Origin of the sequence: Metabacillus rhizosphaerae, assembly GCF_037201795.1 — a bacterium.
Classification (GTDB): Bacteria; Bacillota; Bacilli; order Bacillales; family Bacillaceae; genus Metabacillus; species Metabacillus rhizosphaerae.
Window position 1 is genome coordinate 3,951,798 of the sequence record NZ_CP147403.1, and the last position, 22,523, is coordinate 3,974,320.

22 protein-coding genes are annotated in these 22,523 nt (G+C 34.0%); 2 read left to right on the forward strand and 20 right to left on the reverse strand.

The window, feature by feature from the left end; genetic code table 11:
* Nucleotides 1–130 precede the first annotated feature (130 nt).
* Nucleotides 131–517, forward strand: a complete 387-nt coding sequence (locus tag WCV66_RS19260; RefSeq protein WP_066337516.1) for a hypothetical protein — start codon at nucleotides 131–133, stop codon at nucleotides 515–517.
* Nucleotides 518–659: 142 nt separating this feature from the next.
* On the opposite strand, the gene WCV66_RS19265 is transcribed toward WCV66_RS19260, so the two are convergent.
* From WCV66_RS19265 to miaA, 4 genes are all read right to left on the reverse strand, one after another.
* The gene (locus tag WCV66_RS19265; RefSeq protein ID WP_338786560.1) at nucleotides 660–995 is read right to left on the reverse strand and encodes a hypothetical protein; all 336 of its coding nucleotides are present in this window, start codon (nucleotides 993–995) and stop codon (nucleotides 660–662) included.
* 166 nt (nucleotides 996–1,161) lie between these two features.
* On the reverse strand, nucleotides 1,162–2,130 hold the full coding sequence (spoVK, locus tag WCV66_RS19270; RefSeq protein ID WP_066337521.1) for a stage V sporulation protein K: 969 nt from the start codon (nucleotides 2,128–2,130) through the stop codon (nucleotides 1,162–1,164).
* 285 nt (nucleotides 2,131–2,415) lie between these two features.
* Entirely contained in the window at nucleotides 2,416–2,640 is a 225-nt protein-coding gene (gene hfq / locus WCV66_RS19275; RefSeq protein WP_066337522.1) for an RNA chaperone Hfq, read from the reverse strand.
* A gap of 38 nt (nucleotides 2,641–2,678) precedes the next feature.
* The gene (gene miaA, locus WCV66_RS19280) at nucleotides 2,679–3,617 is read right to left on the reverse strand and encodes a tRNA (adenosine(37)-N6)-dimethylallyltransferase MiaA (protein ID WP_338786561.1); all 939 of its coding nucleotides are present in this window, start codon (nucleotides 3,615–3,617) and stop codon (nucleotides 2,679–2,681) included.
* Between the two features lie 730 nt (nucleotides 3,618–4,347).
* Here miaA and WCV66_RS19285 point away from each other — a divergent pair.
* On the forward strand, nucleotides 4,348–5,163 hold the full coding sequence (locus WCV66_RS19285) for a class I SAM-dependent methyltransferase (protein ID WP_338786562.1): 816 nt from the start codon (nucleotides 4,348–4,350) through the stop codon (nucleotides 5,161–5,163).
* A gap of 531 nt (nucleotides 5,164–5,694) precedes the next feature.
* On the opposite strand, the gene WCV66_RS19290 is transcribed toward WCV66_RS19285, so the two are convergent.
* The 16 genes from WCV66_RS19290 to WCV66_RS19365 form a co-directional block, all read right to left on the reverse strand.
* Nucleotides 5,695–6,804, reverse strand: coding sequence for an endospore germination permease (locus WCV66_RS19290; protein WP_338786563.1), 1,110 nt, complete (start codon nucleotides 6,802–6,804; stop codon nucleotides 5,695–5,697).
* 135 nt (nucleotides 6,805–6,939) lie between these two features.
* The gene (locus WCV66_RS19295) at nucleotides 6,940–7,323 is read right to left on the reverse strand and encodes a DUF1259 domain-containing protein (protein ID WP_338786564.1); all 384 of its coding nucleotides are present in this window, start codon (nucleotides 7,321–7,323) and stop codon (nucleotides 6,940–6,942) included.
* A 325-nt stretch (nucleotides 7,324–7,648) separates the two neighbouring features.
* A complete protein-coding gene (mutL, locus tag WCV66_RS19300; RefSeq protein WP_338786565.1) occupies nucleotides 7,649–9,562 on the reverse strand; it encodes a DNA mismatch repair endonuclease MutL in 1,914 nt (637 codons plus the stop codon).
* A gap of 96 nt (nucleotides 9,563–9,658) precedes the next feature.
* Nucleotides 9,659–12,250, reverse strand: a complete 2,592-nt coding sequence (mutS, locus tag WCV66_RS19305) for a DNA mismatch repair protein MutS (RefSeq protein ID WP_338786566.1) — start codon at nucleotides 12,248–12,250, stop codon at nucleotides 9,659–9,661.
* A 276-nt stretch (nucleotides 12,251–12,526) separates the two neighbouring features.
* Nucleotides 12,527–13,069, reverse strand: a complete 543-nt coding sequence (cotE, locus tag WCV66_RS19310) for an outer spore coat protein CotE (protein WP_066337541.1) — start codon at nucleotides 13,067–13,069, stop codon at nucleotides 12,527–12,529.
* A gap of 356 nt (nucleotides 13,070–13,425) precedes the next feature.
* A complete protein-coding gene (locus tag WCV66_RS19315; RefSeq protein WP_066337542.1) occupies nucleotides 13,426–13,857 on the reverse strand; it encodes a RicAFT regulatory complex protein RicA family protein in 432 nt (143 codons plus the stop codon).
* A 1-nt stretch (nucleotide 13,858) separates the two neighbouring features.
* Nucleotides 13,859–15,385, reverse strand: coding sequence for a tRNA (N6-isopentenyl adenosine(37)-C2)-methylthiotransferase MiaB (gene miaB / locus WCV66_RS19320; RefSeq protein WP_338786567.1), 1,527 nt, complete (start codon nucleotides 15,383–15,385; stop codon nucleotides 13,859–13,861).
* A 322-nt stretch (nucleotides 15,386–15,707) separates the two neighbouring features.
* On the reverse strand, nucleotides 15,708–16,568 hold the full coding sequence (locus WCV66_RS19325; protein WP_338786568.1) for a hypothetical protein: 861 nt from the start codon (nucleotides 16,566–16,568) through the stop codon (nucleotides 15,708–15,710).
* A gap of 26 nt (nucleotides 16,569–16,594) precedes the next feature.
* The gene (locus WCV66_RS19330) at nucleotides 16,595–18,304 is read right to left on the reverse strand and encodes a P-loop NTPase fold protein (protein WP_338786569.1); all 1,710 of its coding nucleotides are present in this window, start codon (nucleotides 18,302–18,304) and stop codon (nucleotides 16,595–16,597) included.
* Between the two features lie 153 nt (nucleotides 18,305–18,457).
* Complete coding sequence (locus WCV66_RS19335; protein WP_338786570.1) at nucleotides 18,458–18,709, reverse strand: hypothetical protein; 252 nt, start codon at nucleotides 18,707–18,709, stop codon at nucleotides 18,458–18,460.
* Between the two features lie 12 nt (nucleotides 18,710–18,721).
* On the reverse strand, nucleotides 18,722–19,171 hold the full coding sequence (locus WCV66_RS19340) for a hypothetical protein (RefSeq protein ID WP_338786571.1): 450 nt from the start codon (nucleotides 19,169–19,171) through the stop codon (nucleotides 18,722–18,724).
* On the reverse strand, nucleotides 19,161–19,877 hold the full coding sequence (locus WCV66_RS19345) for a terminase small subunit (RefSeq protein WP_338786572.1): 717 nt from the start codon (nucleotides 19,875–19,877) through the stop codon (nucleotides 19,161–19,163). The genes WCV66_RS19340 and WCV66_RS19345 overlap by 11 nt, the downstream gene beginning before the upstream one ends.
* Nucleotides 19,878–19,927: 50 nt before the next feature.
* Nucleotides 19,928–20,545 (reverse strand): hypothetical protein, encoded by a 618-nt coding sequence (locus WCV66_RS19350; RefSeq protein ID WP_338786573.1) that lies wholly within the window; start codon nucleotides 20,543–20,545, stop codon nucleotides 19,928–19,930.
* 2 nt (nucleotides 20,546–20,547) lie between these two features.
* A complete protein-coding gene (locus WCV66_RS19355; RefSeq protein ID WP_338786574.1) occupies nucleotides 20,548–20,754 on the reverse strand; it encodes a hypothetical protein in 207 nt (68 codons plus the stop codon).
* Nucleotides 20,755–21,382: 628 nt separating this feature from the next.
* A complete protein-coding gene (locus tag WCV66_RS19360; protein WP_338786575.1) occupies nucleotides 21,383–21,646 on the reverse strand; it encodes a helix-turn-helix domain-containing protein in 264 nt (87 codons plus the stop codon).
* A gap of 15 nt (nucleotides 21,647–21,661) precedes the next feature.
* The gene (locus WCV66_RS19365; protein ID WP_338786576.1) at nucleotides 21,662–22,117 is read right to left on the reverse strand and encodes a replication initiator protein A; all 456 of its coding nucleotides are present in this window, start codon (nucleotides 22,115–22,117) and stop codon (nucleotides 21,662–21,664) included.
* Between the last annotated feature and the right edge of the window lie 406 nt (nucleotides 22,118–22,523).

Here is a 22,523-nt window from a genome sequence, read left to right on the forward strand (position 1 = left end):
TTCTACACAGAATTGTTGGGTTAAAAACAAGTTATAGTTATATTTATGTCTATATTAAATATAGCCTCACGGTTTTATACGAGAAGAATAAGTTATAATGAACGATCTTTTTGAAAGGTGTGAATGATTCGTGAAATGGAAAAATTATGGGTTATGGGTGTCAATTGCATCTGTTTTATATATGGTCATTAATGATCTAGGGTATCAGATTGATTTAACGCGTTGGGACACATATGTTACTGCATTATTAGGTATATTGGTTGCTTTAGGAGTTATTTCAAACCCTGAGAGTGGTAAGGGATTTTTCAATGCAAAAACACCAACTGAACATGTTCCTACAAATAAAAATAATCCTACTAATAATTCCAATTATGGGAATAATGAAACATCACAAAACGAAGAAATAACCAACTTAGATAATCCACAAGATTACTCAGAACATATAGATAATTCATCAGATAATCAAATATCCGAAGAAATAACACCTTATCGTAGATATCCGCCAGATGAAAGGTAAAAAGCACGCAAGGTACCTTAAAACCAACTCATTTATTAGGCTTTCGTGTTGTTGAAAAGATCAAAAACCTTTAAAAGTAAATATTTATTCTAAAAAAGGGTATAACTCATTTATATCACTTGAGTTATACCCTTATCCTCATTTATTCAAGTTTCTCGATCTTCACAAGTCCACCAATATGATTTTCAGATTCCACATATGCCAATATTTTATCCTTCACTTGAATGTTATCTTCAATTGGGAACTTCACATTTTTACGATTAAAGTAAATTTTAGTTGTCCCATCAAGAGATTGACCATAATAGTCATTTCCACTTATTTCAGTAATAACATAGGTAAAGGTTTTATATGAATCTTGCATTTCCTCATCTTTCATTGGTTGATTTGTTTCTAGTTTTTCAGATGGTTTCCAAAAGTAAACACCAAGTACAAGTAGCACGCTAAGTAGAATTAAGAAAGTGATTAGTTTTCCTTTCATTTTTACCTCCAAAAAATTAAATCTGATATATCATGTATGACGTAAGAGTCAAAAAAAGAACGGCAAATGATGAGAATTAGAAAAATTTAAAATGTTTTCTGATAAACAGAAAAAGGTGATTGTCTCTTTTGTTGAGCCAATCACCTTTTTTCCATTACAGACTTCGTTAATTTGCCTTTTCATCTGTTAACACTAAATCTTGGCCCTTAATTGTTAGAAGGTCCTCACGGTTATATTTATCTGTAAGTAATAAGCGCATTGCTTGAGAACGTATTGATTTCTCTATGATATTTCTAACATATCGGCCATTACTAAATTTTGCTGGAGGTGTCATCGTTTTAACAGACATTAAATGTTCCCTAAGTTTTATTACTGCCTCATCATTAAAGCGATATTCCCGCTCAGACATCATCCGGTCAGAAATTTCCATTAGATCATCAACTGAATAATCAGGAAAATCTACAACTAGTGGAAACCTTGACAATAGTCCGGGATTTAGAGATAAAAAGTTTTCCATTTCTCTTGGATACCCTGCAAGTATTAATACAAAATCATGTTGTTTATCCTCCATATGTTTTACTAATGTATCAATAGCTTCTTTGCCAAAATCTTTTTCCCCACCTCTAGCAAGTGAATAGGCTTCATCAATAAATAAGATTCCACCTAGTGCTTTTTTTATAAGATCACGAGTTTTTTGTGCCGTATGACCAATATATTCTCCTACAAGATCAGCTCTTTCAGCTTCAATTAGATGCCCTTTTGACAAGACATTCATTTGAAAAAACAACTTCCCAACTAACCTTGCTACCGTTGTTTTACCAGTTCCTGGATTCCCCTTAAACATCATATGGAGGGCTTGTTTTCCAGCCTTTAAACCTTGTTCCTCACGCTTTTTATTGATAAAAATCCAAGCATATATTTCTTTTATCATTCGTTTCATTTCATTCATTCCTACAAGGGAACTCATTTCGGCTTCTATTTCTTTTAAAATTGTATGCTTCCCTTCTACTTTTGGGATTTTCAAGTCATAGGAGGATGAGCTTACTTTATCATCGATTTTGTCTTTAGATTGATTATTTAATATGATATTAATCTGTCCATTGGTTTTATAAGTAACTGCTCGATCATGTTCCAAAGATGTTCACCTCACAATCTGAAACTGTTTATCCTTAGGCTTTTTACTAATAAACTATAATGTGCTTTCAATCTTCGACAAGCGTGATGAAAATGTATGAAGGATGTTGTTTTTTGCGCTTTCCCAAGAAATATTCATTCCTTTATTTATATTCATTTATTAGAAATTTACCACCATAGTAGAAACTTTTTTAGGAGTATTGATACTTCGAAGTATTAGTAATGAGTATGTAGGGGAAATTGGAATGGAGCTGACGATACTAACCATCAGCTCCATTCCTATTTTTTATTCAAGCACTAATTGTATATTTTTTTGTGGTGAAAAAGTAGAGATTGCATGTTTATAAATAAGTTGTTGTTTACCTTCTGTTTCTAAAAGAACTGTAAAGTTATCAAAGCCCTTAACTAGGCCTCTTAATTGAAATCCATTTAGTAAAAATACAGTTACAAAAGTACCATCCTTACGTAATTGATTAAGAACTTGATCTTGAATGTTGATAGATTGTTTCATGTTTCGTCCTCCTCTTTTCTCTATACCTTTTAATTCGATTAATCTTGAAGCTTTCCTGCAATATATGTAAAAATTTCATCAACCATTTTATCATGCTTGATTGGTGGGGTCATGTCAAACCATTTGACATCCATCTTGTTTCGAAACCAGGTCAACTGACGTTTTGCATATCTTCTAGAATTTTGCTTCAGCAATTGTATCACATCAGTGTAGGTTATTTTTCCATCAAAATAGTCATATAACTCCTTATAACCAATCGCTTGGATCGCTTGAGTATTACGGATACCTAGATTATAAAGTTGCTTTACTTCTTCAATTAAGCCTTGGTTAATCATAAGATCAACTCGTTGATTAATACGATCATACAACACTTCTCGATCCATGGTTAACCCAATTAATGCTACATCATAAAGCAGTTCCTGTTCTTGACTTCTTATGTATTCAGACATAGTTTTGTTTGTACAGTGATAAATCTCAAGGGCACGAATCACCCTTCTACTATTATTTGGGTGAATTTTACTTGCTGCTTCAGGATCGATTTCTTCAAGTATTTTATGAAGCGCTATTTCACCCTTTTCCACTAGCTCCTTTTCAAGCCTTGACCTAAATTCAGGATCTGTAGGGTTTTCTGTAAATTGATAATCATATAAAACAGATTGTATATATAAGCCTGTACCTCCAACAATCATTGGTGTTTTCCCTTTATTTGAAATTTCTTCAATTAAAGGACGGACAGTCGCCTGAAATTCAGCTACAGAATAATCTTCATCAGGATTTTTTATATCAATTAAATGATGGTGTATACCATCCATTTCATCTACTTTGATCTTTGCTGTCCCGATATCCATATTCTTATAAATTTGCATTGAATCACCACTAATAACTTCACCATTAAGGCGATGAGCTAAATCAATGCTTAGTTTTGTTTTTCCAACTGCTGTTGGACCAATGATGACGACGAGTTTCCTTTTCTCCACAAACAATCACTCTTTCACACCAGATAGATTCTACGTTCATCATCTTATCATGTGAACTACTTGAACACCAGATTATTGTTCCCTTTTTAATATAATTGTAAACATTTTGCATGTAAAATGATTCCTTTTAATGAAATGATTACTATTTTTGACTAATAGAAGAAATATCATCCAAATCGAATTAATAATAATTTCCAACTAAACTGTTTACATAATAATATTATGAAACTATCATTACAAATAAACATCTTAATTTGTAGTGTTGATTTAATAAAAAAGTTAAAACGTGAAGTCCTATGTGACTTCACGTTTTAAGCATTATTTGATTTACTTTTAGTGCTTAGTATCGGAATCCATTACAGTGGTAACCTATATTCTCTTATTTTGTTTTTTCACATGGTCAACTAGCTTGATGTATTTTAATAACAAGTCTAATGGCCAGAATAAACTAATCAGGACGACCTCATGACGCTTTAACTCATTGACTTTATAGACTGAATACACTACGCCAATCATCATATAAATCAGTAGTATAAGCATAAGGATGTTCCTTTCCCTTTTTGTTATAGTATTCAATAATTCGTATTTGGTTCTCCAAAGAAAGGAAGCATTTACAAACCAGTCAGTTTGAGAAGGTTTAGAGAGATGAATAAAGAATATATTAACGATACTCCACCGTTATTGAATTTTAGTTTCTAAAAAGAAAATATTAGATAGGGTTGATGGTTTAGTGAATGAACATATACGAAATAATGTGAAGCGATTTCAGGGATTTGGGACACTATATGATAAAAATCGTCCTATACCACCTCAAGATATTATAGAGATCGTTAAAAAATACTTACGAAGACAACCTAAAACTGTTATAGATGTGGGCTGTGGCACTGGTCTTTCTACATTTTTATGGGTACATGAAGCTAACTCCATTATTGGGTTCGAGCCAAATAATGACATGAGAAATGTGGCACTTGCAAAATTGCAAGAGTTTGATGAGCCGTCGAACATACAATTTATAAAAGGATTTTCACATCAATTAGATTTACCAACAGAATCTGTTGACGTCGTGACATGCTCGCAATCCTTTCATTGGATGGATCCACACAGTACATTACAAGAATTTTCCCGTGTCCTTCGTGGTGGAGGAGTATTCGCTGCATACGATTGTGACTGGCCACCTACCTTTGACTGGTTAATCGAGGAACAATACAAACAACTGATATCGCTCGTCAATAAGAAATTAATGCAGTTGACTGAAAAGGACGAACAACCTTACAGATGGAAAAAGTCTGAGCATCTACAGAAAATTCGTGAGTCAAACCTATTTCGTTTTTCAAAGGAAATTGTCTTCCATCATTGGGAAAAATGTGATGCAACACGATATGCAAATATTGCTTTTAGCAATGGAGGATTACAAACTGCGATACAACTAGGTGCCGATGACTTGCATGAAGCAGTTAATGATTTTAAAGATCAAGTGAAGGAGTCATTTGCAGGTGAAAGTTGTGACGTACTATTTAGCTATCGGATGAGATTGGCGGTTAAATAATACAAAAGAACAAACGCCTGTTTAGGTACGTATGGTCTGGAGCCCTAAGTATGAGATAAAGTGAGACTTATCGGACCTTTATGGGCAAGTTATCATTTACTGGCCGTTAATTTGCGGCAAAGGAAACATAAAGATCGTAAGAGATTCGATGTAAACTTAGCGTAAGGATGAGTTTGAAGTTCACTTCTGCTCTAGCGCAGAAGTTAGATGTTAAAGTGTTATCCAAATAACTCGAACTTATAATTTTGTAAAATCAAAAAAGAGGCTGACTCAAAACCAAAAGGTCAGACCCCACAAATAAAATATATAGCCCTTAATGAAAATGAAAGTGCTATATATCGGTATTGTTGTGTGGGGTCAGACCCTTTTGAGTCATCCCCTTAGATTTTTAAAATATAAATACTGGTTTTATTACATAACTCGTTTAATTAATCCAAATTTACGAAAATTCGTTCTGTTTCATCGTTGGATTTTTCTTCTATAAACATGCCAATCCCTTTATCAACATAATCTTCAATAATAAATTGAACTTCAGGTAGACGAATTACCAAGGTTTAATTTTTTACGGATAAATGCAATACATAGCAGTATTATTGGTACGATTATTTGTAGTGGCACGAAAAGATAGGGAATAAAATAACTATAGGCAATTTTCAAATATTCAACAAAATTCGTTGCAATTAATAATGATAATGGAGAAATAATGGTTCCCAAACCGAGTATTACCGATTTAGTATGATTTAACTTAACTAATTGGGAGATTGCAACAGCAGCGCCAAATATACAACCGCCAACTTTAAAAAATACCCCTGATACCATCATTAAAATAACCAATGCATCAAATCGTTCAAGGAAATCTGCAATAGAAACCATTTTAGTAGCTATTATTAAAGGGAAAGATTTTTCACCATAAATTTCCGGACCTAAGACAGATAAAACCAAAATTGTATTAATTGTAAGTATTAACCCACCGACTAAAATTACAGTCATCCCTAGCTTTCTAATTATTTGTTTGTTATTTAAATAAGGAATAAACATCATAATGATAATCGTTTCTCCAAAAGGAAAGTTTATAATACCAGGATATACCTCTTTCAAAATTGGCCTTAATCCATTCCCCATTATAGGAGTAAGATTATTTAGATTAAAATCTTCCACACTTAATAATAATATCCAAAGAATAATCAAAGATATAATGTATAGTGGAAATACCATTTCTCCCATTCTTACAAATGTCACAACTCCACCACGAAGACAATAGATCACTAACACCATAAAGCTACTAATCACTACGAATGTTGGGGTTTCAACTAACAATGTAGAAGAAATTAAATCCCCGAAATCACGACAAACCGTTGCTGCTAAATAGATAAAGTAAAAAATATAAATTAATATAATTGGATAAGAAAGGTACTTTCCAATGATTTTTGGTAGCATTGAAAATAATGTATCATTCGGATAATAAAGTGATAATTGTGTAAAAACACCTATTAGAATCAGACCACTTAACATACTAATCAGAATTGCCAACCATGCATCCTGCTTTGCTCCAGCCCCTATTGCCAAAATGATCGCGGTTCCAATTTCGAATCCCACTATGACATAAAAGAGTTGAAGTGCACTTATTTTTTGTTGTTGCATAATGGTCTCCCTAGAACGATATTTCATTCTTGCTTATTATTTCCAGGCTTTAACACGTTATGCAAACTTTAAGCAATAAGGAATTTGCTATTTTGAACATCACTCTTTTCTCCACTTTACAACTAAAGACCTCAGTTAGTTTCTTAACGCTCTTCTGACCTTTCTTGCAAAAATTAGTGGATCATCAATGTCTTCAATATTAACGTAAATCAAATTCGGATTATCAAACAACCACTCGTTGTGTACCGACGAAACTTTTATTCCTTGATTAAGAATTGCAGCAACAAATCCACCTACTTCTTTTTCCAAGAGTGCTATCCTGCCTAGACACAAGGCTCTTCCAGAATTATCTCTTGATTCGTATGAGAAAGAAGTTGTTACTCTAAAACGCTTTCCCAAGATTGTAGCATTTATATCATCTCGATTTATTGTTGCTACGCATTTTCCACCGGCGAATCCCTCTTGGCCACCGATAATTCCTGCAAACTGTTGACAAACCGATTCATCATTAATCGCCATAAATTCATTCCCTCCTGTTACTATTAGGTTATGAATTTTAGTTTAGGTCTGAAATGGACATGGACCTATTTGGTTAGAAAATATGATACTGGTAAACTAACGTAATCTTATAACAATTAATGCGGAAACTTCTCCTCATACATCGCATTGACACAAATACTGATATATAAGGGTTTATCAGCACTTTTTAACACTCATACTTTCAATTTCGACATAAAATAAACAAGAAAAAAGCCAACAAATTAATGTCGACTTAAGAAATTATTCTTCTTTTTCTCTAAATATCAAAACACACTTATACACACTACTGCGAAAATTTGTCCTATTACATAACTCGTTTAAACATCTTCTCCATCTCATAAGTTGAGTAATGAACAATAATCGGTCGTCCATGCGGACAAGTAAATGGATCAGACGTTTTTCTTAATGTCTCAAGTAAAGCAAAGATTTCATCGTTACGTAAATGATGGTTTGCCTTAATCGAAGCTTTACAGCTCATCATAATGGCTGCCTCTTCGCGAAGTTTTTTAATATCAATTTTTTTCTCTTCAAGTACTTGTTGAATAATCTCTTCAATTGTTGTCGCTTCATCGCCCCTTGGGAACCATTGTGGGTGTGATCTGACAATGTAGCTATTTCGACCAAATGGTTCTAGGAAAATACCAACCTTGGCGAGAGTGTCAATGTGTGCTTCGATGATCATTGTTTCATCATTTGAATATTCAAAAGTTAATGGTACTAATAGCTCTTGAACCTCTGAATGAATTTCTCCAACCTTTTCACGATAAAATTCATATTTAATTCGTTCTTGGGCAGCGTGTTGATCAATGATAAAGAGGCCACATTCATTTTGGGCTAAAATGTAGGTTCCGTGCATTTGTCCGATTGGATACAATGGTGGAACCCGCTCACTTAAGGAAATAGTTTCTTTTACCTCTTCTTTACTAGATGATTCATCCTCGACTAATTCTTCATCTCCAAACGGTTGTTCCCATTGTTGTGACGATTCTTCTTGTTCTACTTCGAAAGGATCCACTTCCATTTCATTTTCTGTAGCCTTCACCTCACTAGTTACAGGTATTTGAGCTATTGTTTCAAATGGATTTTCTTTTACAACAGTCGGATGATGAAAAGGATTAATCGATTTTTGTTGTTGAGATGAAATTTCTGATGAGTGATCAAAAGTAAAATGTTGCTGTTCATCGGTTGTTTTTACTCTTTGTGCCTTAGGTGTTTCAACAGATGGAATGAGCTGTTGCTGTCTAAATACATCGCGAATCCCTTTAGTTATTAGTTCATTTAGTTCAGCTTCTTTACTTAATCTAACCTCTAGCTTTGATGGATGAACATTGACATCAACAAGGATTGGATCCATTCTTATTTCTAAAAAAACAATTGGAAAACGACCAATCGGTAACAATGTGTGATAGCCTTGTTGAATGGCTTTTACTAGTGGGTAGTTTTTAATAAAACGCCCATTAATAATGGTCGAGATATAGTTTCGAGATGCTCTTGTTATTTCTGGAAGTGCCACATAACCATTTACTTCGAAATCAAGTGACTCTAACGATATCTTTTTCATTTTTTTAGCAATCGACATACCATAAATCGCGGCCAATACTTGTCGTACATCACCATTTCCATTTGTGTGTAAGAGCTTTTTGCCATTATGAACGAGACGAATTGATACATGTGGATGAGCAAGGGCTATACGATTCACAATGTCTGTGATGTTACCTAACTCTGTATGAACGGTTTTCATATATTTCAAGCGTGCTGGTGTATTAAAAAATAAATTTCTAACCGTAATGTCCGTGCCTTTTCGGCTTGCGGTTGATTCATGTTTCTCCATTTTCCCACCGGTTAAAACGAGGTTTGTTCCTGCACCACTACCAGTGCTCGTTTTCATATCAAGCATTGATACAGAGGCGATACTAGGTAAAGCCTCACCTCTAAACCCCAATGTTCTAATTCGAAAGAGGTCATTTTCATCTTTAATCTTACTTGTGGCATGACGATGAAAAGCATTTAGGCAATCATCTTGTTCAATTCCATCACCATTATCAAGAATTCTTATTTTACCTAAGCCCGCTTCTTCAATCTCAATTTCTACAATCGTGCTATTAGCATCAATCGCATTCTCTAATAGTTCTTTTACAACCGAAGCTGGTCGTTCAACAACCTCACCTGCGGCAATTTTATTTGATAGCTGGTCATCGAGGCGAATAATCTTTCCCAAGAATCTCACCGCCCTTTTCATTTTGTTAGTTTCATAACTTTTTATACAAAGTCTGTTCATTTAACCATCAAGAGGTATGAGGTCAGATGTGGGACTTTATTTTATTTTTTTCTGTAGTTGATACAATTCATTCATTGCATCGAGTGGTGTCATTTCTAACAGATTCATAGACTTTAATAGTTCTATGACAGCTTGTTCTTTTTTTGATAGAGTAGGAGCTTTTTTGGGTACTGGATTTTCTTCAGCAAATAAAGAAAGTTGCGAGTCAGTCAACAGATCTTCTTTCACAACCGTTTTCTTTTCAACTGTTTCTGTCAATAATTTGTCTGCTTCTAATTCTGATAAAATTTCCTTAGCTCGCTTTATTAACGATTTGGGAAGGTCAGCTAATTCGGCTACATGAATACCATAGCTTTTATCAGCGGGACCTTCTTCAATTTTGTGAAGGAATACTACTTTGCCATTCTCTTCAATTGCTTTAACATGGATATTATTTAATGAGCTTAATTGCCCATCAAGGATCGTTAACTCATGATAGTGCGTTGAAAATAATGTTTTTGCCCCAATTTGTTCATGTATATGTTCAATAATAGCTTGGGCAAGTGCCATTCCGTCATAAGTTGATGTTCCTCTTCCAATTTCATCGAAAAGGATTAAACTTTGTGAAGTAGCATTTGCGATTGCATTTTTAGCTTCAAGCATTTCCACCATAAATGTACTTTGTCCAGAAATTAAATCATCTGCAGCACCAATTCTAGTGAATATTTGATCAAAAATTGGTAGTACTGCCTCTGAAGCAGGAACATAACAACCAATTTGCGCTAATATTGCTGTTAAGGCAACTTGACGCATATATGTGCTTTTCCCTGACATATTTGGACCAGTAATAAGTAGCATTTGACGATCTTCATTTAAATAACAATCATTTGGCACATATTCCTGTGAATCCATCACTTTTTCGACAACTGGATGGCGTCCGTCCTTTATGAAGAGCTCAGTTGTTTTTGAAAATATTGGCTTACAATAATGACGGTTTTCACTAACTGTCGCAAAACATTGAAGGACATCTAACTCACTTAATCGCTTCGCTAACACCTGTAATCTAGGAATATATTGTTTCACCTGTTCTCGTAAATCAACAAATAACTGGTACTCAAGTTCAACAATCTTTTCTTCCGCTTCTAATATTAGCGTCTCTTTTTCCTTTAATTCAGGAGTAATAAAGCGTTCAGCATTTGTTAAGGTCTGCTTGCGCTCATACATACCTTCCTGTAATAAATGAAGATTTGCTCTCGTTACTTCAATATAATAGCCAAACACTCGATTATAGCCGATTTTCAGTGATTTAATTCCTGTTTTTTGACGCTCTTGTTGCTCGAGTTGAGCAATCCATGTTTTTCCGTTCCGACTTGCATCACGGTATTGGTCAAGCTGAGTATGAAAGCCGTCCTTCATAATATTCCCTTCCTTAATAGAAAGAGGAGGGTTTTCAACTATAGCTTCCTCTAATAGATTGCTTAAGTCCTCACAAGAATCTAAGCGTTCTGATAGATAGACATCGTTTTGTAAGGACCTGCATAGCTCTTCAATAGCTGGAACCTGTTGGAGTGACTTTTTTAATTGAACTAAATCTCGAGCATTCACATTTCCAAAAGCGACTCTGCCCGCTAGCCTTTCTAAGTCATATATCTCTTTAAGTAAAGTTCTCAAATCTTCGCGTTCAAAGTAGTTTGCAATAAATGTTTCAACCATAGTAAGCCGAGCTTCAATTTTTGTGCGATCAACAAGAGGCTTATCCACCCACTGTTTAAGTAATCTTCCGCCCATTGCTGTTTTCGTTTCATCCAGGAGCCAAAGTAATGATCCTTTTTTCCCTTTGGAACGTATTGTTTCGGTTAACTCTAAGTTCCGTTTTGAATAAAGGTCAATTTTCATTGAATCTTGTAGATAATAAACCTTCACCTTTTGTAGATGATCAAGACTACGCTTTTGCGTACGTTGTAGATAGGTTAACAGTCTTCCAAATGTGCAGGTAAGTCGCTCATCATGTAATTCCCCAAGAATCCCTTCAAAATCAGAAGAAATTGTTGTCTCTGCTTCATACGATAATGTTGCTTGACAGCGATCAATCAGTTGTTTTTTCCATTCATCAGGAAAGTCTCTTGAGATGACAACTTCCTTTGCTCCTACTGAATAGATTTCGTTTAATAGCTCATCAAAGTTCGAGCAAATGGCTACAAGATTTTCACCAGTTGTTAAATCACTTAGCGCCAGTCCAATCTGTGTATCAAAGGCTGTAATAGAGGCTATATAGTTGTTTTCTTTATCATGAAGCCCTTTTCCATCCATCACCGTACCAGGTGTAATAAGCTGAACAACCTCTCTTCTCACAACACCTTTTGCTTGCTTAGGATCCTCTGTTTGCTCACAGATTGCAACTTTATGACCTTTTAAGATTAACTGTTCAATATACGAAGGTGCAGCATGATATGGAACTCCACACATTGGGATCCGCTCTTCTCCCCCACCATCGCGACTTGTTAAAGTAATTTCTAGTTCCTGTGAAGCTTGAATCGCATCCTGGAAAAACATTTCATAAAAATCACCTAAACGAAAAAATAAAAAGGCATCTTGATAGTCTGCCTTAACCTTTAAATATTGCTGTATCATCGGCGTGTAAGTAGCCATGTTTATCCTCCAATATCACCATAACGTTCTTTAAAAATCACTGTTTATTATAACATATATCGACATATTCTTGTGATTTTAACAAAAGGGAAACATAGGAATCTCGCGAAACTTCTTTAATAATGCGGTGTACGTGGAAAGAGCTATCTGGAGGACAGTGAAAATAGCAATGGGGATTAAACAACCAAGATAGTGCATCATAAAGACTTGTCCGACAAAACAACTGAATATAGATTTTGAGGATATAAAGAAAACTAGGAGGACAATTCCTCCTAGTTATTCCTCTACATCTCCAACTAGAAATTCTGGATTTAAATCTTCAAATTCATCATCTAGCTCTTCTTCCCACTCTTCGTCATCATCACAGCCATGGGGATTTACATGTACACACACTTTCGTTTCCCCAATTACTTCTGCCAGATGCTCACGTTCTGCTTGAACGATTATTTTGTTTCCATTTGGTGAAATCGTTACTTCTAAGCAGTTTGGTTGTTGTAATACTTTACAGATTACTTCATGCTCATCATCAATAAAGTTATCATCTTTATATCTTAACTTTATAACATCTACATATTCTACGCGTTCGGTTACAACCTCTGTTTTTGTGTTTTCATTGTAAGAATACCAAACGTTAATATCGTAAGTACCCTCTACTTCAACTGTTTTACCATTCTTTTGAGCATCATAATTATGGTTAATAATCCAGCCACCTAAAATGCTCGCAGGTTTTTGCGATGGTGAAATCGTATGTGTACATTGTGAAAATTTGCGTCCTTTCGCAACAACTGCTTTTGTAATTATTTCTCTGTATTCAGACATTCGAGCATACCCTCCTCAATGAATCTTCTTTTAATCCTATGCTAGGCTAGTAATGATTGTGCCAAAATAATTGACTGAAATGATGACATGTTACGCCAATACATGAAACCTATAGTTCATTGTATGCTGAGGGTGATAAATATGTGCCTAAAAAAGAAAAAAGGTGCATGATTATCTAAAAATACTTAAGCCTAATCTTTTTTGGAAAGAAAAATAAAACTTACTTGCAAGCTATTAAGGTGTGAGAAAGAACCACAATTGCATATAGATTGAGCAATAATAGAAAACAACTAAAAAAATACAAAGTAAAGAGAGATGGGTTAACCCACCTCTCTTACTTTGTATCATATGCATTTTTATGAACAGCTACCACCAGATGAATTTTTAACTTTAGATCCTGTTTCTCCTGCTAAAAGATCTCCACCTGTTGACGTAATAATTTCATTCGTAACTTTGTTTGAAATTGTATGTGAAACTAATTGAAGTAAGTCATTTACTTCTATTTGTGATTCTTGGAATTCTTGAATAATTGGAATTTCATCCAATTCATTTTGAATTTTATCAATTTTTGCTTCAACTTGTTTCAATGCTTCATGTTTCCCATAATGTTGAAAGTTAACAGCTTGTTTTTGAAGACTTTTAATACTTGCAATCATTTCCCGTACTTTTTGATTTTCGTTGATTTGTGCCTCAGCACGTTTAAAGAAATCAACCTCATTTGATTCAGAAATCATTTGCGCTAACTCACGAGCTTTTGCTACAATATCGTCTTTTGTATATAATGTCATCTTATTTCACCTCAACCGCTTCTTCTATCATTTCTCCATCAAGCGTCCATGTTTTTGCTTTCGTAATTTTCACCTTTATAATTTGCCCAATAACAGATTTAGGTGCTCTGAAGTTTACTAGCTTACTTTTTTCCGTGTAACCTGCTAAAACATCAGGGTTCTTTTTACTTTCGCCTTCAACAAGAACATTTACAATCTTGCCTTCGTATTCTTTTAATTTCTTTGCAGATATTTCATTTACAAGAGCATTTAAACGTTGAAGACGTTCCTTTTTAACTTCATCAGGTACATTATCCTGCATTTTAGCAGCCGGAGTACCTTCACGAGGTGAATAGATAAACGTATAGGCACTATCAAATTCTACTTCACGGTATAGAGATAACGTTTCTTCAAATTGCTCATCTGTTTCATTTGGGAAGCCTACAATGATATCCGTTGTAAGGGATGCATTTGGCATTGCTTCCTTAATTTTACGAACTAGTTCTAAATAATGTTCACGACTATATTTACGTGCCATTATTTTCAGAATATCCGTGCTTCCAGATTGTACTGGTAAGTGAATATGATCTAACAGATTTCCACCCTTTGCTAAAACTTCGATTAAGTGATCATCAAAATCACGCGGATGGCTTGTAGTAAAGCGAAGTCTAGGAATATCAATTTTAGAAATTTCATCCATTAGATCGCCTAAACCATAATTAATGTCTTCAAAATCCTTACCGTAAGCATTAACGTTTTGCCCAAGAAGGGTTACTTCTTTATAGCCCTGTGCAGCTAGATGACGGACCTCTTGGATAATTTCTTCAGGACGACGGCTACGCTCTTTACCACGTGTGTATGGTACGATACAGTACGTACAGAATTTATCACAACCATACATAATGTTTACCCATGCCTTAATATTCCCTTTACGGACTTTTGGAAGGTTTTCTATTACGTCCCCTTCTTTAGACCATACTTCTACAACCATTTCTTTAGAAAGATATGCTTCATTTAGAATGTTAGGCAAACGGTGGATATTATGTGTACCAAAAATCATGTCAACAAACGGATGAACCTTTAAAATACGGTTTACAACAGATTCTTCCTGTGACATACAACCACAAACCCCTAATAATAAATCCGGTCTTTTCTTTTTTAATGTTTTAAAGTGACCAAGTTCTCCGAACACTTTGTTTTCTGCGTTTTCACGAATTGCACAAGTGTTTAACAGGATTACATTCGCATCTTCAACACCATCTGTTGGTTCATAGCCTAGTGCCATGAAAATACCAGCCATTACCTCAGTATCATGTTCATTCATTTGACATCCGTATGTGCGAATATAAAACTTCTTACCATGTCCCATTCCTCGAAATTCTTCTGGAATCGAGAAGCCATCATACTTTACTTCTTCTTTCCCGCGCTTTTTCGCTTCCTTTAATGAAGGAGGCATATACACTGCTTGGAAATACTGGCTGTAGTCCTTTTCGGATTTTTTGTCCGAAGGAGTTACTTGAGTATTATCTATTCTTTGCTTCTCATTCATATTATTAAGTCAACTCCTTGCTATTATTGAGATTTTTCCGTAAGTTAATGAGTTTTTTTACGTAATCTTCAACCCTATAAGTATAAGGCAGGATTATGGCAAACTCAAGTTGATTTCATTTCCTGTTTGCGGAAATCCCAATGAATATTACCGTTTCCCCTCTCAAGGGTTATGTAAATCAACCATTTTCACAATCCCCTTTCTATGAAGTCGTTTCAAGTATTCATTTATTGCCTATTTGATTATAAAAAAAGACTTCCCCAAAAGAGGAAGCCAATAGTAAGTTTTTCTTTAAACGGTTTTTCTATTAATTATCCATGAATTATTCTTTTTCCGAAGAAATGTCTATATTCTCCATCTTACTACCATATTGATGTTCCCTCATGTTTTCCCAAAATTCTTTCATAGCATTGCAATATTTTTCAAAGGATATATTGTTAACATCCAATACCCGTTCTAAGTTAGTTGTACGGTACAAATCCATAAGACGAGTTTTATTTACTTTTTCAAAGTATTGGGGATAAAGAGTATTTAATTTTTTAGCAGAAAGACCACTGCCATGCTTATATGTATTTGACAACAAATTACATTCCCGAATAGTTTTCCATGTGTCTGTTTCTACAATAAGTTCCTCACCGAACCAAGTCTCAAATGTTAACTTTAATTCTCTAAGTAAATTAGTGAGTTTCCCGAAATTACTGTAAAACTCACCATAGACATCTTCACCTTTATCATTTTCAAGGTAAAATTTAACTTGATTAATATATTCATTTTCATTATGAGTCATTTCGTTAAATAGCCATTGCCTTAATTGTTGTTCAAATACCTGATATAGGTTACTTAATGACATTAGTTCAAACTGATAGTGCATAAGGAATTGTTCGTCAAGTCTGTCAAGCACATAATCCCTTACTGACTCCATAAAATCTCCATAGTCCGAGTATTCGGGATGGAAACTGCCATTTAGCATACGTTCGGCTTCTTCTTTAAATTCATTTGCAACAACCTCGGTATTAGTCTTTAACCGTTCATATACAGCTTTATATATACGGGCATGGTTATCTGCTAATACATCGAAAATGCGAATATAGTCTTCTTTTAAACTAGGACGTAAATATAAATGAAAGTGTAATTCTCTTTTTTCGATATTTTGGTTATTAGATTTACCATTACGTTTCCCCAAATTAATTCATACCCCTCTACTGATTCTTAATTTTTCTCAAAAAGGTGTCTTAATCTATGTTGAAGTATATTGTCTTGTTTATTGATTTCTAATCCGTAAATATAAGACTTAAAATCATCATAATAATTTTCTATTCCCCAATGTTCTTCAATATCTCTAATCAATACATTGATTCTACGACACCAGTACCAATGTTCTTCGGTAATTCTCCCTGAAGGGATAGGAAAAAAGAATTGGTTATCCCTTATGCTTTTTACTACAATATCTCTAATTGGGTTATCTTTAATTGAAATTATTGAGTCTTGAAGTTGTATTAAATATAGATACTCGTTGTATGATTTTTGAATAAAACAATCTCTTATTTGATTTACCAATAGATTATAATATTCAACCTTTAAAGCTTCGCTAATAGACTTGACTACTTTTCTTGCTTCTTCACTTTCAATATGATAGTCCCATAAATCAATACCATTTTGATAACTACTCTTTGTTAAATCGATTTTATTAGGTATATTTTCATCTACCAATTTTACTATTTCTTCAACACTAATTCCAAAATCATCGGATAACACTTCACACCAAGCTAATGCAGTGTTTAATTTGGATATAATATCATCCAGTGGTTCAGTCCCGTTTAGATTTCTAATGTATTCTCTAGTATTTTCAATAATATCAAGTATTTCCTCTTCTGATGAATAGAAGCTTTTTGGCTTCTCTTTATAGCTATTAATAGATTCAATTAAATTAATTATAATTTCTTTAGTATACGTACCCGTTTCATACCATTTTCTTATATGATGAAAAACACTTTTACACATGACATTATCCAAGGAGTTCTTAAGAATGTAATTATATAAATATTCAATTACTCCACTTTCATCGGTTAAATAAAAAGCGTTCCGTAATTCACTATTAGGTTTATCAGTATCTAATAATTTCATCTCGCCTTTATGTTCAATATTAAAGAATACAGTTGCAAAACACATTCGGTAAACGTCATCTCTTGTAAACTTATCAGTAAAAACTTCTTCACCCAGAATTTCTATAACCTCTTTAATAAACAGACTGGTTTTTTCAAATGTCCTCAAGTTATTAAATTCAAATTCTTCAGCGATAATACCTATGACTTTCCATATCTCTTCACCCAGGATTTTTAAAGGTGCTTCATCTGCGTATTCCTCTATTGTATAAGTCCTATCAATGGCTTTTTCCTTATAATTTTTAAAAGTTTCTTCATCTTCTTCAAGCTGGTCTGTAGCTGCAATTAGAACCGTTTTTATATTTTCTATTTTAGCAAGACTATCTATCAATCCTAATATTTCCTTTATATCTAGGTCATGATGTTTTCTTTCTAAATCATCAAATATAATTATATATGTACCTTTCTTACCTAACTCTTTATACAAGGTTGAATGCAATTTTTCTATAAGAGGAACTGAAATAGTCAATCCATGAAATTCGATGTTGACATTATTAAATATTTCTCTTACCTTTCTAGAGTATTTTTTAAATTTACCGTTTGGTACACTATTAACAATCTGAAAATATATTTCTTGAATAATGCTTTCTATATCTTTTTTTCCAAATAAGGATACATAACATGCATCGGAATGTGCATTCTTAAAATCTAAAACATATTTTGTCTTCCCAATTCCCCAAGTTCCGTCTATAAATACCCTTTGATAACTTGAATCCTTAAAATGATTTAATACTGTAACTATTTCATTTGCTTTCATAAACAGCCTCCAAAATAAAAGTCACTATAGACACACATAAAACCATTAAAAATGGAAAGTAATTCCTTATAAAATAATATCATAAATTTAGTTGTACTAATATACCGTTCCAATTGTGTACAAAAAAAGGAGATAACCCGTTACAGCTATCCCCTAAAAGTCTTCTAAGGTTAAATCATTTATTTCGTTTCCTGTTAGGTTAAGTTCGGTACACATAATAATAGGTATGTGTGGTTGTAACATCTTACTTATATAAGATTGTACTTGGATAAAATCAGGATGATGTTTTTTCAACCATGCACGACTAACTATATTATTCACTAAATGAACCGTTCCATAGTTATCACGTATAAAGGATAGTCTTTCGTTTTCTAAACCTTTAAATGAGTTAATAAATTCTGTCATTTTTATTCCTCCTTATAAGATAGTTTGGATAAGTGACGGGTCTACTTTCGTTCCTTCTAGCCTGAAATATACATCAATATAAAAATCTTCCATTTCGGTAATGTCCTCACCTTTTCCAAAGGCTTCCACTGGTAAATTGACTTCAACTTTAAAGATTTCAAACTTAACCTTTTTAATTTGGATAACTTTTCCTATTGGATACTTTTCTATTGCCTTTACCCAATTGGATTCTTTTGGAAGTTTCATAGTTTGGTAGTGATTGGAGTGTAACCCATAGGCAAGATTTTCCTTTGTCTTCATGCGGTGATAATTGGCATTTACTGCATGTAGTTCTGCATGTTTAAATTTTCCAATGAACATACCGCTGGTTACTTCATCTTCTCCATTCCAAATTTCCCCATGTACATCAATAACAATAGTTCCATCTTCTTCCACTAGGATACTACTAACATTATTCTCCACTGTCTTCACCAATTCCAAATATTTCCTCTAAGTCTTCTTCGCTAGGTGCATAAACTTCCTTTCGGTTGATTGCATCCCATTTCTTTTCCAAGTCAATAATTTCCTGTGGTTTCTCCGATACATGTATATGAAGGTTATCAGGAAGTAATTGACCACTCATTTTAGCTAGTAATTCAATAGCCTTTATTTTATCCCTGTTTGGCGTGGCAACCTTTACCACTTCACCAGTTTGGAAGTTTATTACTTCATCCTTACCGTTAAGTATCATCTTGGTTAACTCTTCCTGCATTTGAAGTCCACTCATAACCTCTACATTAACAGTTGACAGTTCTTGAATGTAAGCTTTTACCAGTTCATTCTTCATATACTTTTCACCCGTTTTAACATGTATTCCTACTTGTTCACTGGCTTTCTTAATAACTCCCGTTCCTGCATATGAAATACAGAATGCCCTTTGTTTATCGGTCAATCCATCTAATTTACTTTTGGTACGTTTTTCCATGTTATATTCTCCCCTTTGCTTGATTAAAAATATCATTCCTTCAATATCGAATACAGTTTCCAATACATGTACTTGACCACTTTGAAAATAGACAACTGTATAATTTCCCTTTTCTTCTAAGGCTAGAATAGAAGTTCTTTTGATTCGGAAGGCTTTTCCATTTTTCAAGGTTTGCTTAATAAAGTTTACTGGTTTAGTTGTCATTTTGTTAACCTCCTAGTATTTGGATAAATAAAAAAGAGAAGTAGCTTTAACTACTCCCCTATTTCTGTTTTGATTTCCTTTATTTTGTCATCTAGTTCCATCATTTGACGGTTAATGTCACCCTTAAAATATGCTTCCTTGTCCGAATTGTAGGCATTCACTTTTTCTTGATAGTTAGTTTTTGCTTCCTCATGTTCACGAAGTACCCTAGAAGAATCTTCCATTGACAACCCCTCTAATGAAGGTCTATCAGCAGGTTTTTCCAACTGGAATAGAAATTCCTGATATTTAGCACCATCTGATACAAGTAAATCCTTAACCTTTTGAGTACCATTTACTTCTACCAAATCGGCTTTTAGTAGCTTGTAAGCATGTGGATTTTGAACACTTAAAGCGGTACGTTCTTTTAATTCTAAGTCATTGAAACTACGTACAATCTCCACATTTACCGAGGAATCTTCACCAGTGTTAACCCTTAGTAAAGTACCATCCACCGAATGGAAGAATGTATTATTTCTGTGGTTAAAATCTCCACCAATTACTTTACCAATCGCATCTCGTAAAATCTGCTTTTGTCCTTCAAGGTTACGAACCTCACTTACTTTTTTGTCGTATAACTCACTTAATTGTTTTTCCATCTGCTTCTTAATAAATGCTTGTTTACCCATTGTTAAATTCTCCCCTTATCTAATCTTGATAGCATTTTTGTTAGTCGTTTGTATTCAAGTTCCAATTTTTCAAGTTCTACATCTGCTTCTTTTAAATCCCGTTTCAACTGATAATTTTCCTTAGTAGCAAAGAAATATTTCCTCTTTAATTTCTCATTTTCCATTGACAAAATAGTTACCGTATCTTCTAACAATTTATTAGTTTCCATATCACTTCCCAACTCCTTCTATTTTTGTCGATTATAAAAACTATTTCCCCCACCACCGAAGTGATAGGGGATAAGCCATTACAATCCATGTTGTAACGGGTAAAGTGTATGTCATCTTTAGGTAAGATGTTTGTTTTACAAGTTCCTTTCTCAAGGGAACTCAACTCAAGACCTGATACCTCAACCCTCATCGAATGTTAGCAGGCTGTAAAACAATGACTTACTTGAAAGATAAAGTTTGGTCGGTGGGATACATTTACAAGATTGTTTCTTCTTGGATTGGTTACCAGTATTTCTTCTCTTGCTTTTCTCCCATATTATAAAAGCTTTCTTAATCGTATTAGGATTAAAAAAGGTTGGAAGGATTACCCACACACAAAGGCAACCCATCCGAATACAAAGTTTACACATTGGATGAAAAATCAATTAAACAAAGATTCCACAGAATGAGTACATTCAAGAATACTAGGAAAAGAGAGGTGTTACTTTCCCCTTCCATTCGGTCTAATTGACCTTATTTGCTGATACCACAGCTTATGGAAGCCACTAGGAAAGTGAGGTGTCCTAATGACTTCTAAAGCGAGGTATTTCTGTGAAGCAGGGCAATTTCTCAACTGTCCAAAGGCAATTATTTTTCTTCCCAAGCTAACCGTAAATCTTTATTCAAAGCATAAGCATTCGGTGCATTCCTGCCATTGTCTAACTTCATTGGGTACTTAATCAAGATACCTTTTGCTACAAGGTCGCTAATCTGCTTTCTAACGTTTCTGACGTTGTATCCAGTGAGTTCTGCTAGTTCTGCATATAACGGGCAAACCATTCCTTGACGTTGTAAAGCCATGATTGTCGATAATGTTTTTGCTTGTCCATTACTGATATTAATTACGTTCATCAGTATCACTCCTAATTAAAATATTTCCTTATAATCTACTTCTTCTCCATTGACGGTAACATTACCAGTTTCTATTGGTTTAGGTTCTTTTCTTGGTTTAACGTTATATTTAAGCTTCTTCTTAGGTTCTTGGCTTGGTATAAGTTCATTGATAAAAATTATGGTAGGTCTGTTAGCACCCTGACTAACCATTTCCCATAGTCCATATTTTTCAAGTTCTTTTCGTAGCTTGATAGCTGTTGGTTTACTACAATTCATATCTTCCATAATCTTTTCAATGGAATAGAGAATATAATATTCATTCCTTGTATGGTCGTACCAGTCATTTTGTTTTGATATTTGCAAGGTATCTAATCCATATGAGTAAAGTAATATACTAGAATCGGTTATCCCCTTATAGACTTTATGCCCTTTGAATACTTTTGGCAGTTTAACAAACTGTTGTTGCGAGATGGATAGTGTGTTATCCATTTGACATCATCCTTTTCTAAAGTTGAGTTATAAGGATTTATTTAACCCTCATACTTAATTAACAAGTGGTACTGTCAGATTTGTACCCATTGTTTGGAAATAATTTTATTTAGGTCTTTTCTAACCCTCATACTTATATAACGAGGTGAGAGGTCATATTTGTATCCTTAGAATGGAAAATAATTTCTATTAGGTTCTTTTTAACCCCCATATATTAGTTAATCGAGTGTACCGTCTGATAATGGGACAGATACTTTAAAAGTTCCCATATTAGTTAAACAAGTCAACTGTCTGATAATGGGACATTTTGTATCCTAATCCCTATACTTATTAATAAAGTGATACCATCAGATATGCACCCCTTGGATTAGAAATAGTTTAGGAGACAAATAAAAAAGCCCATCGC

Bases quoted from the DNA above. Each gene is read 5' to 3' on its own strand.
- WCV66_RS19265 (WP_338786560.1), bottom strand. From the start codon at position 995: ATGAAAGGAAAACTAATCACTTTCTTAATTCTACTTAGCGTGCTACTT.
- hfq (WP_066337522.1), bottom strand. From the start codon at position 2,640: ATGAAACAATCTATCAACATTCAAGATCAAGTTCTTAATCAATTACGT.
- WCV66_RS19290 (WP_338786563.1), bottom strand. From the start codon at position 6,804: ATGCAACAACAAAAAATAAGTGCACTTCAACTCTTTTATGTCATAGTG.
- WCV66_RS19295 (WP_338786564.1), bottom strand. From the start codon at position 7,323: ATGGCGATTAATGATGAATCGGTTTGTCAACAGTTTGCAGGAATTATC.
- mutS (WP_338786566.1), bottom strand. From the start codon at position 12,250: ATGGCTACTTACACGCCGATGATACAGCAATATTTAAAGGTTAAGGCA.
- cotE (WP_066337541.1), bottom strand. From the start codon at position 13,069: ATGTCTGAATACAGAGAAATAATTACAAAAGCAGTTGTTGCGAAAGGA.
- WCV66_RS19315 (WP_066337542.1), bottom strand. From the start codon at position 13,857: ATGACATTATATACAAAAGACGATATTGTAGCAAAAGCTCGTGAGTTA.
- miaB (WP_338786567.1), bottom strand. From the start codon at position 15,385: ATGAATGAGAAGCAAAGAATAGATAATACTCAAGTAACTCCTTCGGAC.
- WCV66_RS19330 (WP_338786569.1), bottom strand. From the start codon at position 18,304: ATGAAAGCAAATGAAATAGTTACAGTATTAAATCATTTTAAGGATTCA.
- WCV66_RS19335 (WP_338786570.1), bottom strand. From the start codon at position 18,709: ATGACAGAATTTATTAACTCATTTAAAGGTTTAGAAAACGAAAGACTA.
- WCV66_RS19345 (WP_338786572.1), bottom strand. From the start codon at position 19,877: ATGACAACTAAACCAGTAAACTTTATTAAGCAAACCTTGAAAAATGGA.
- WCV66_RS19350 (WP_338786573.1), bottom strand. From the start codon at position 20,545: ATGGGTAAACAAGCATTTATTAAGAAGCAGATGGAAAAACAATTAAGT.
- WCV66_RS19355 (WP_338786574.1), bottom strand. From the start codon at position 20,754: ATGGAAACTAATAAATTGTTAGAAGATACGGTAACTATTTTGTCAATG.
- WCV66_RS19360 (WP_338786575.1), bottom strand. From the start codon at position 21,646: ATGAACGTAATTAATATCAGTAATGGACAAGCAAAAACATTATCGACA.
- WCV66_RS19365 (WP_338786576.1), bottom strand. From the start codon at position 22,117: ATGGATAACACACTATCCATCTCGCAACAACAGTTTGTTAAACTGCCA.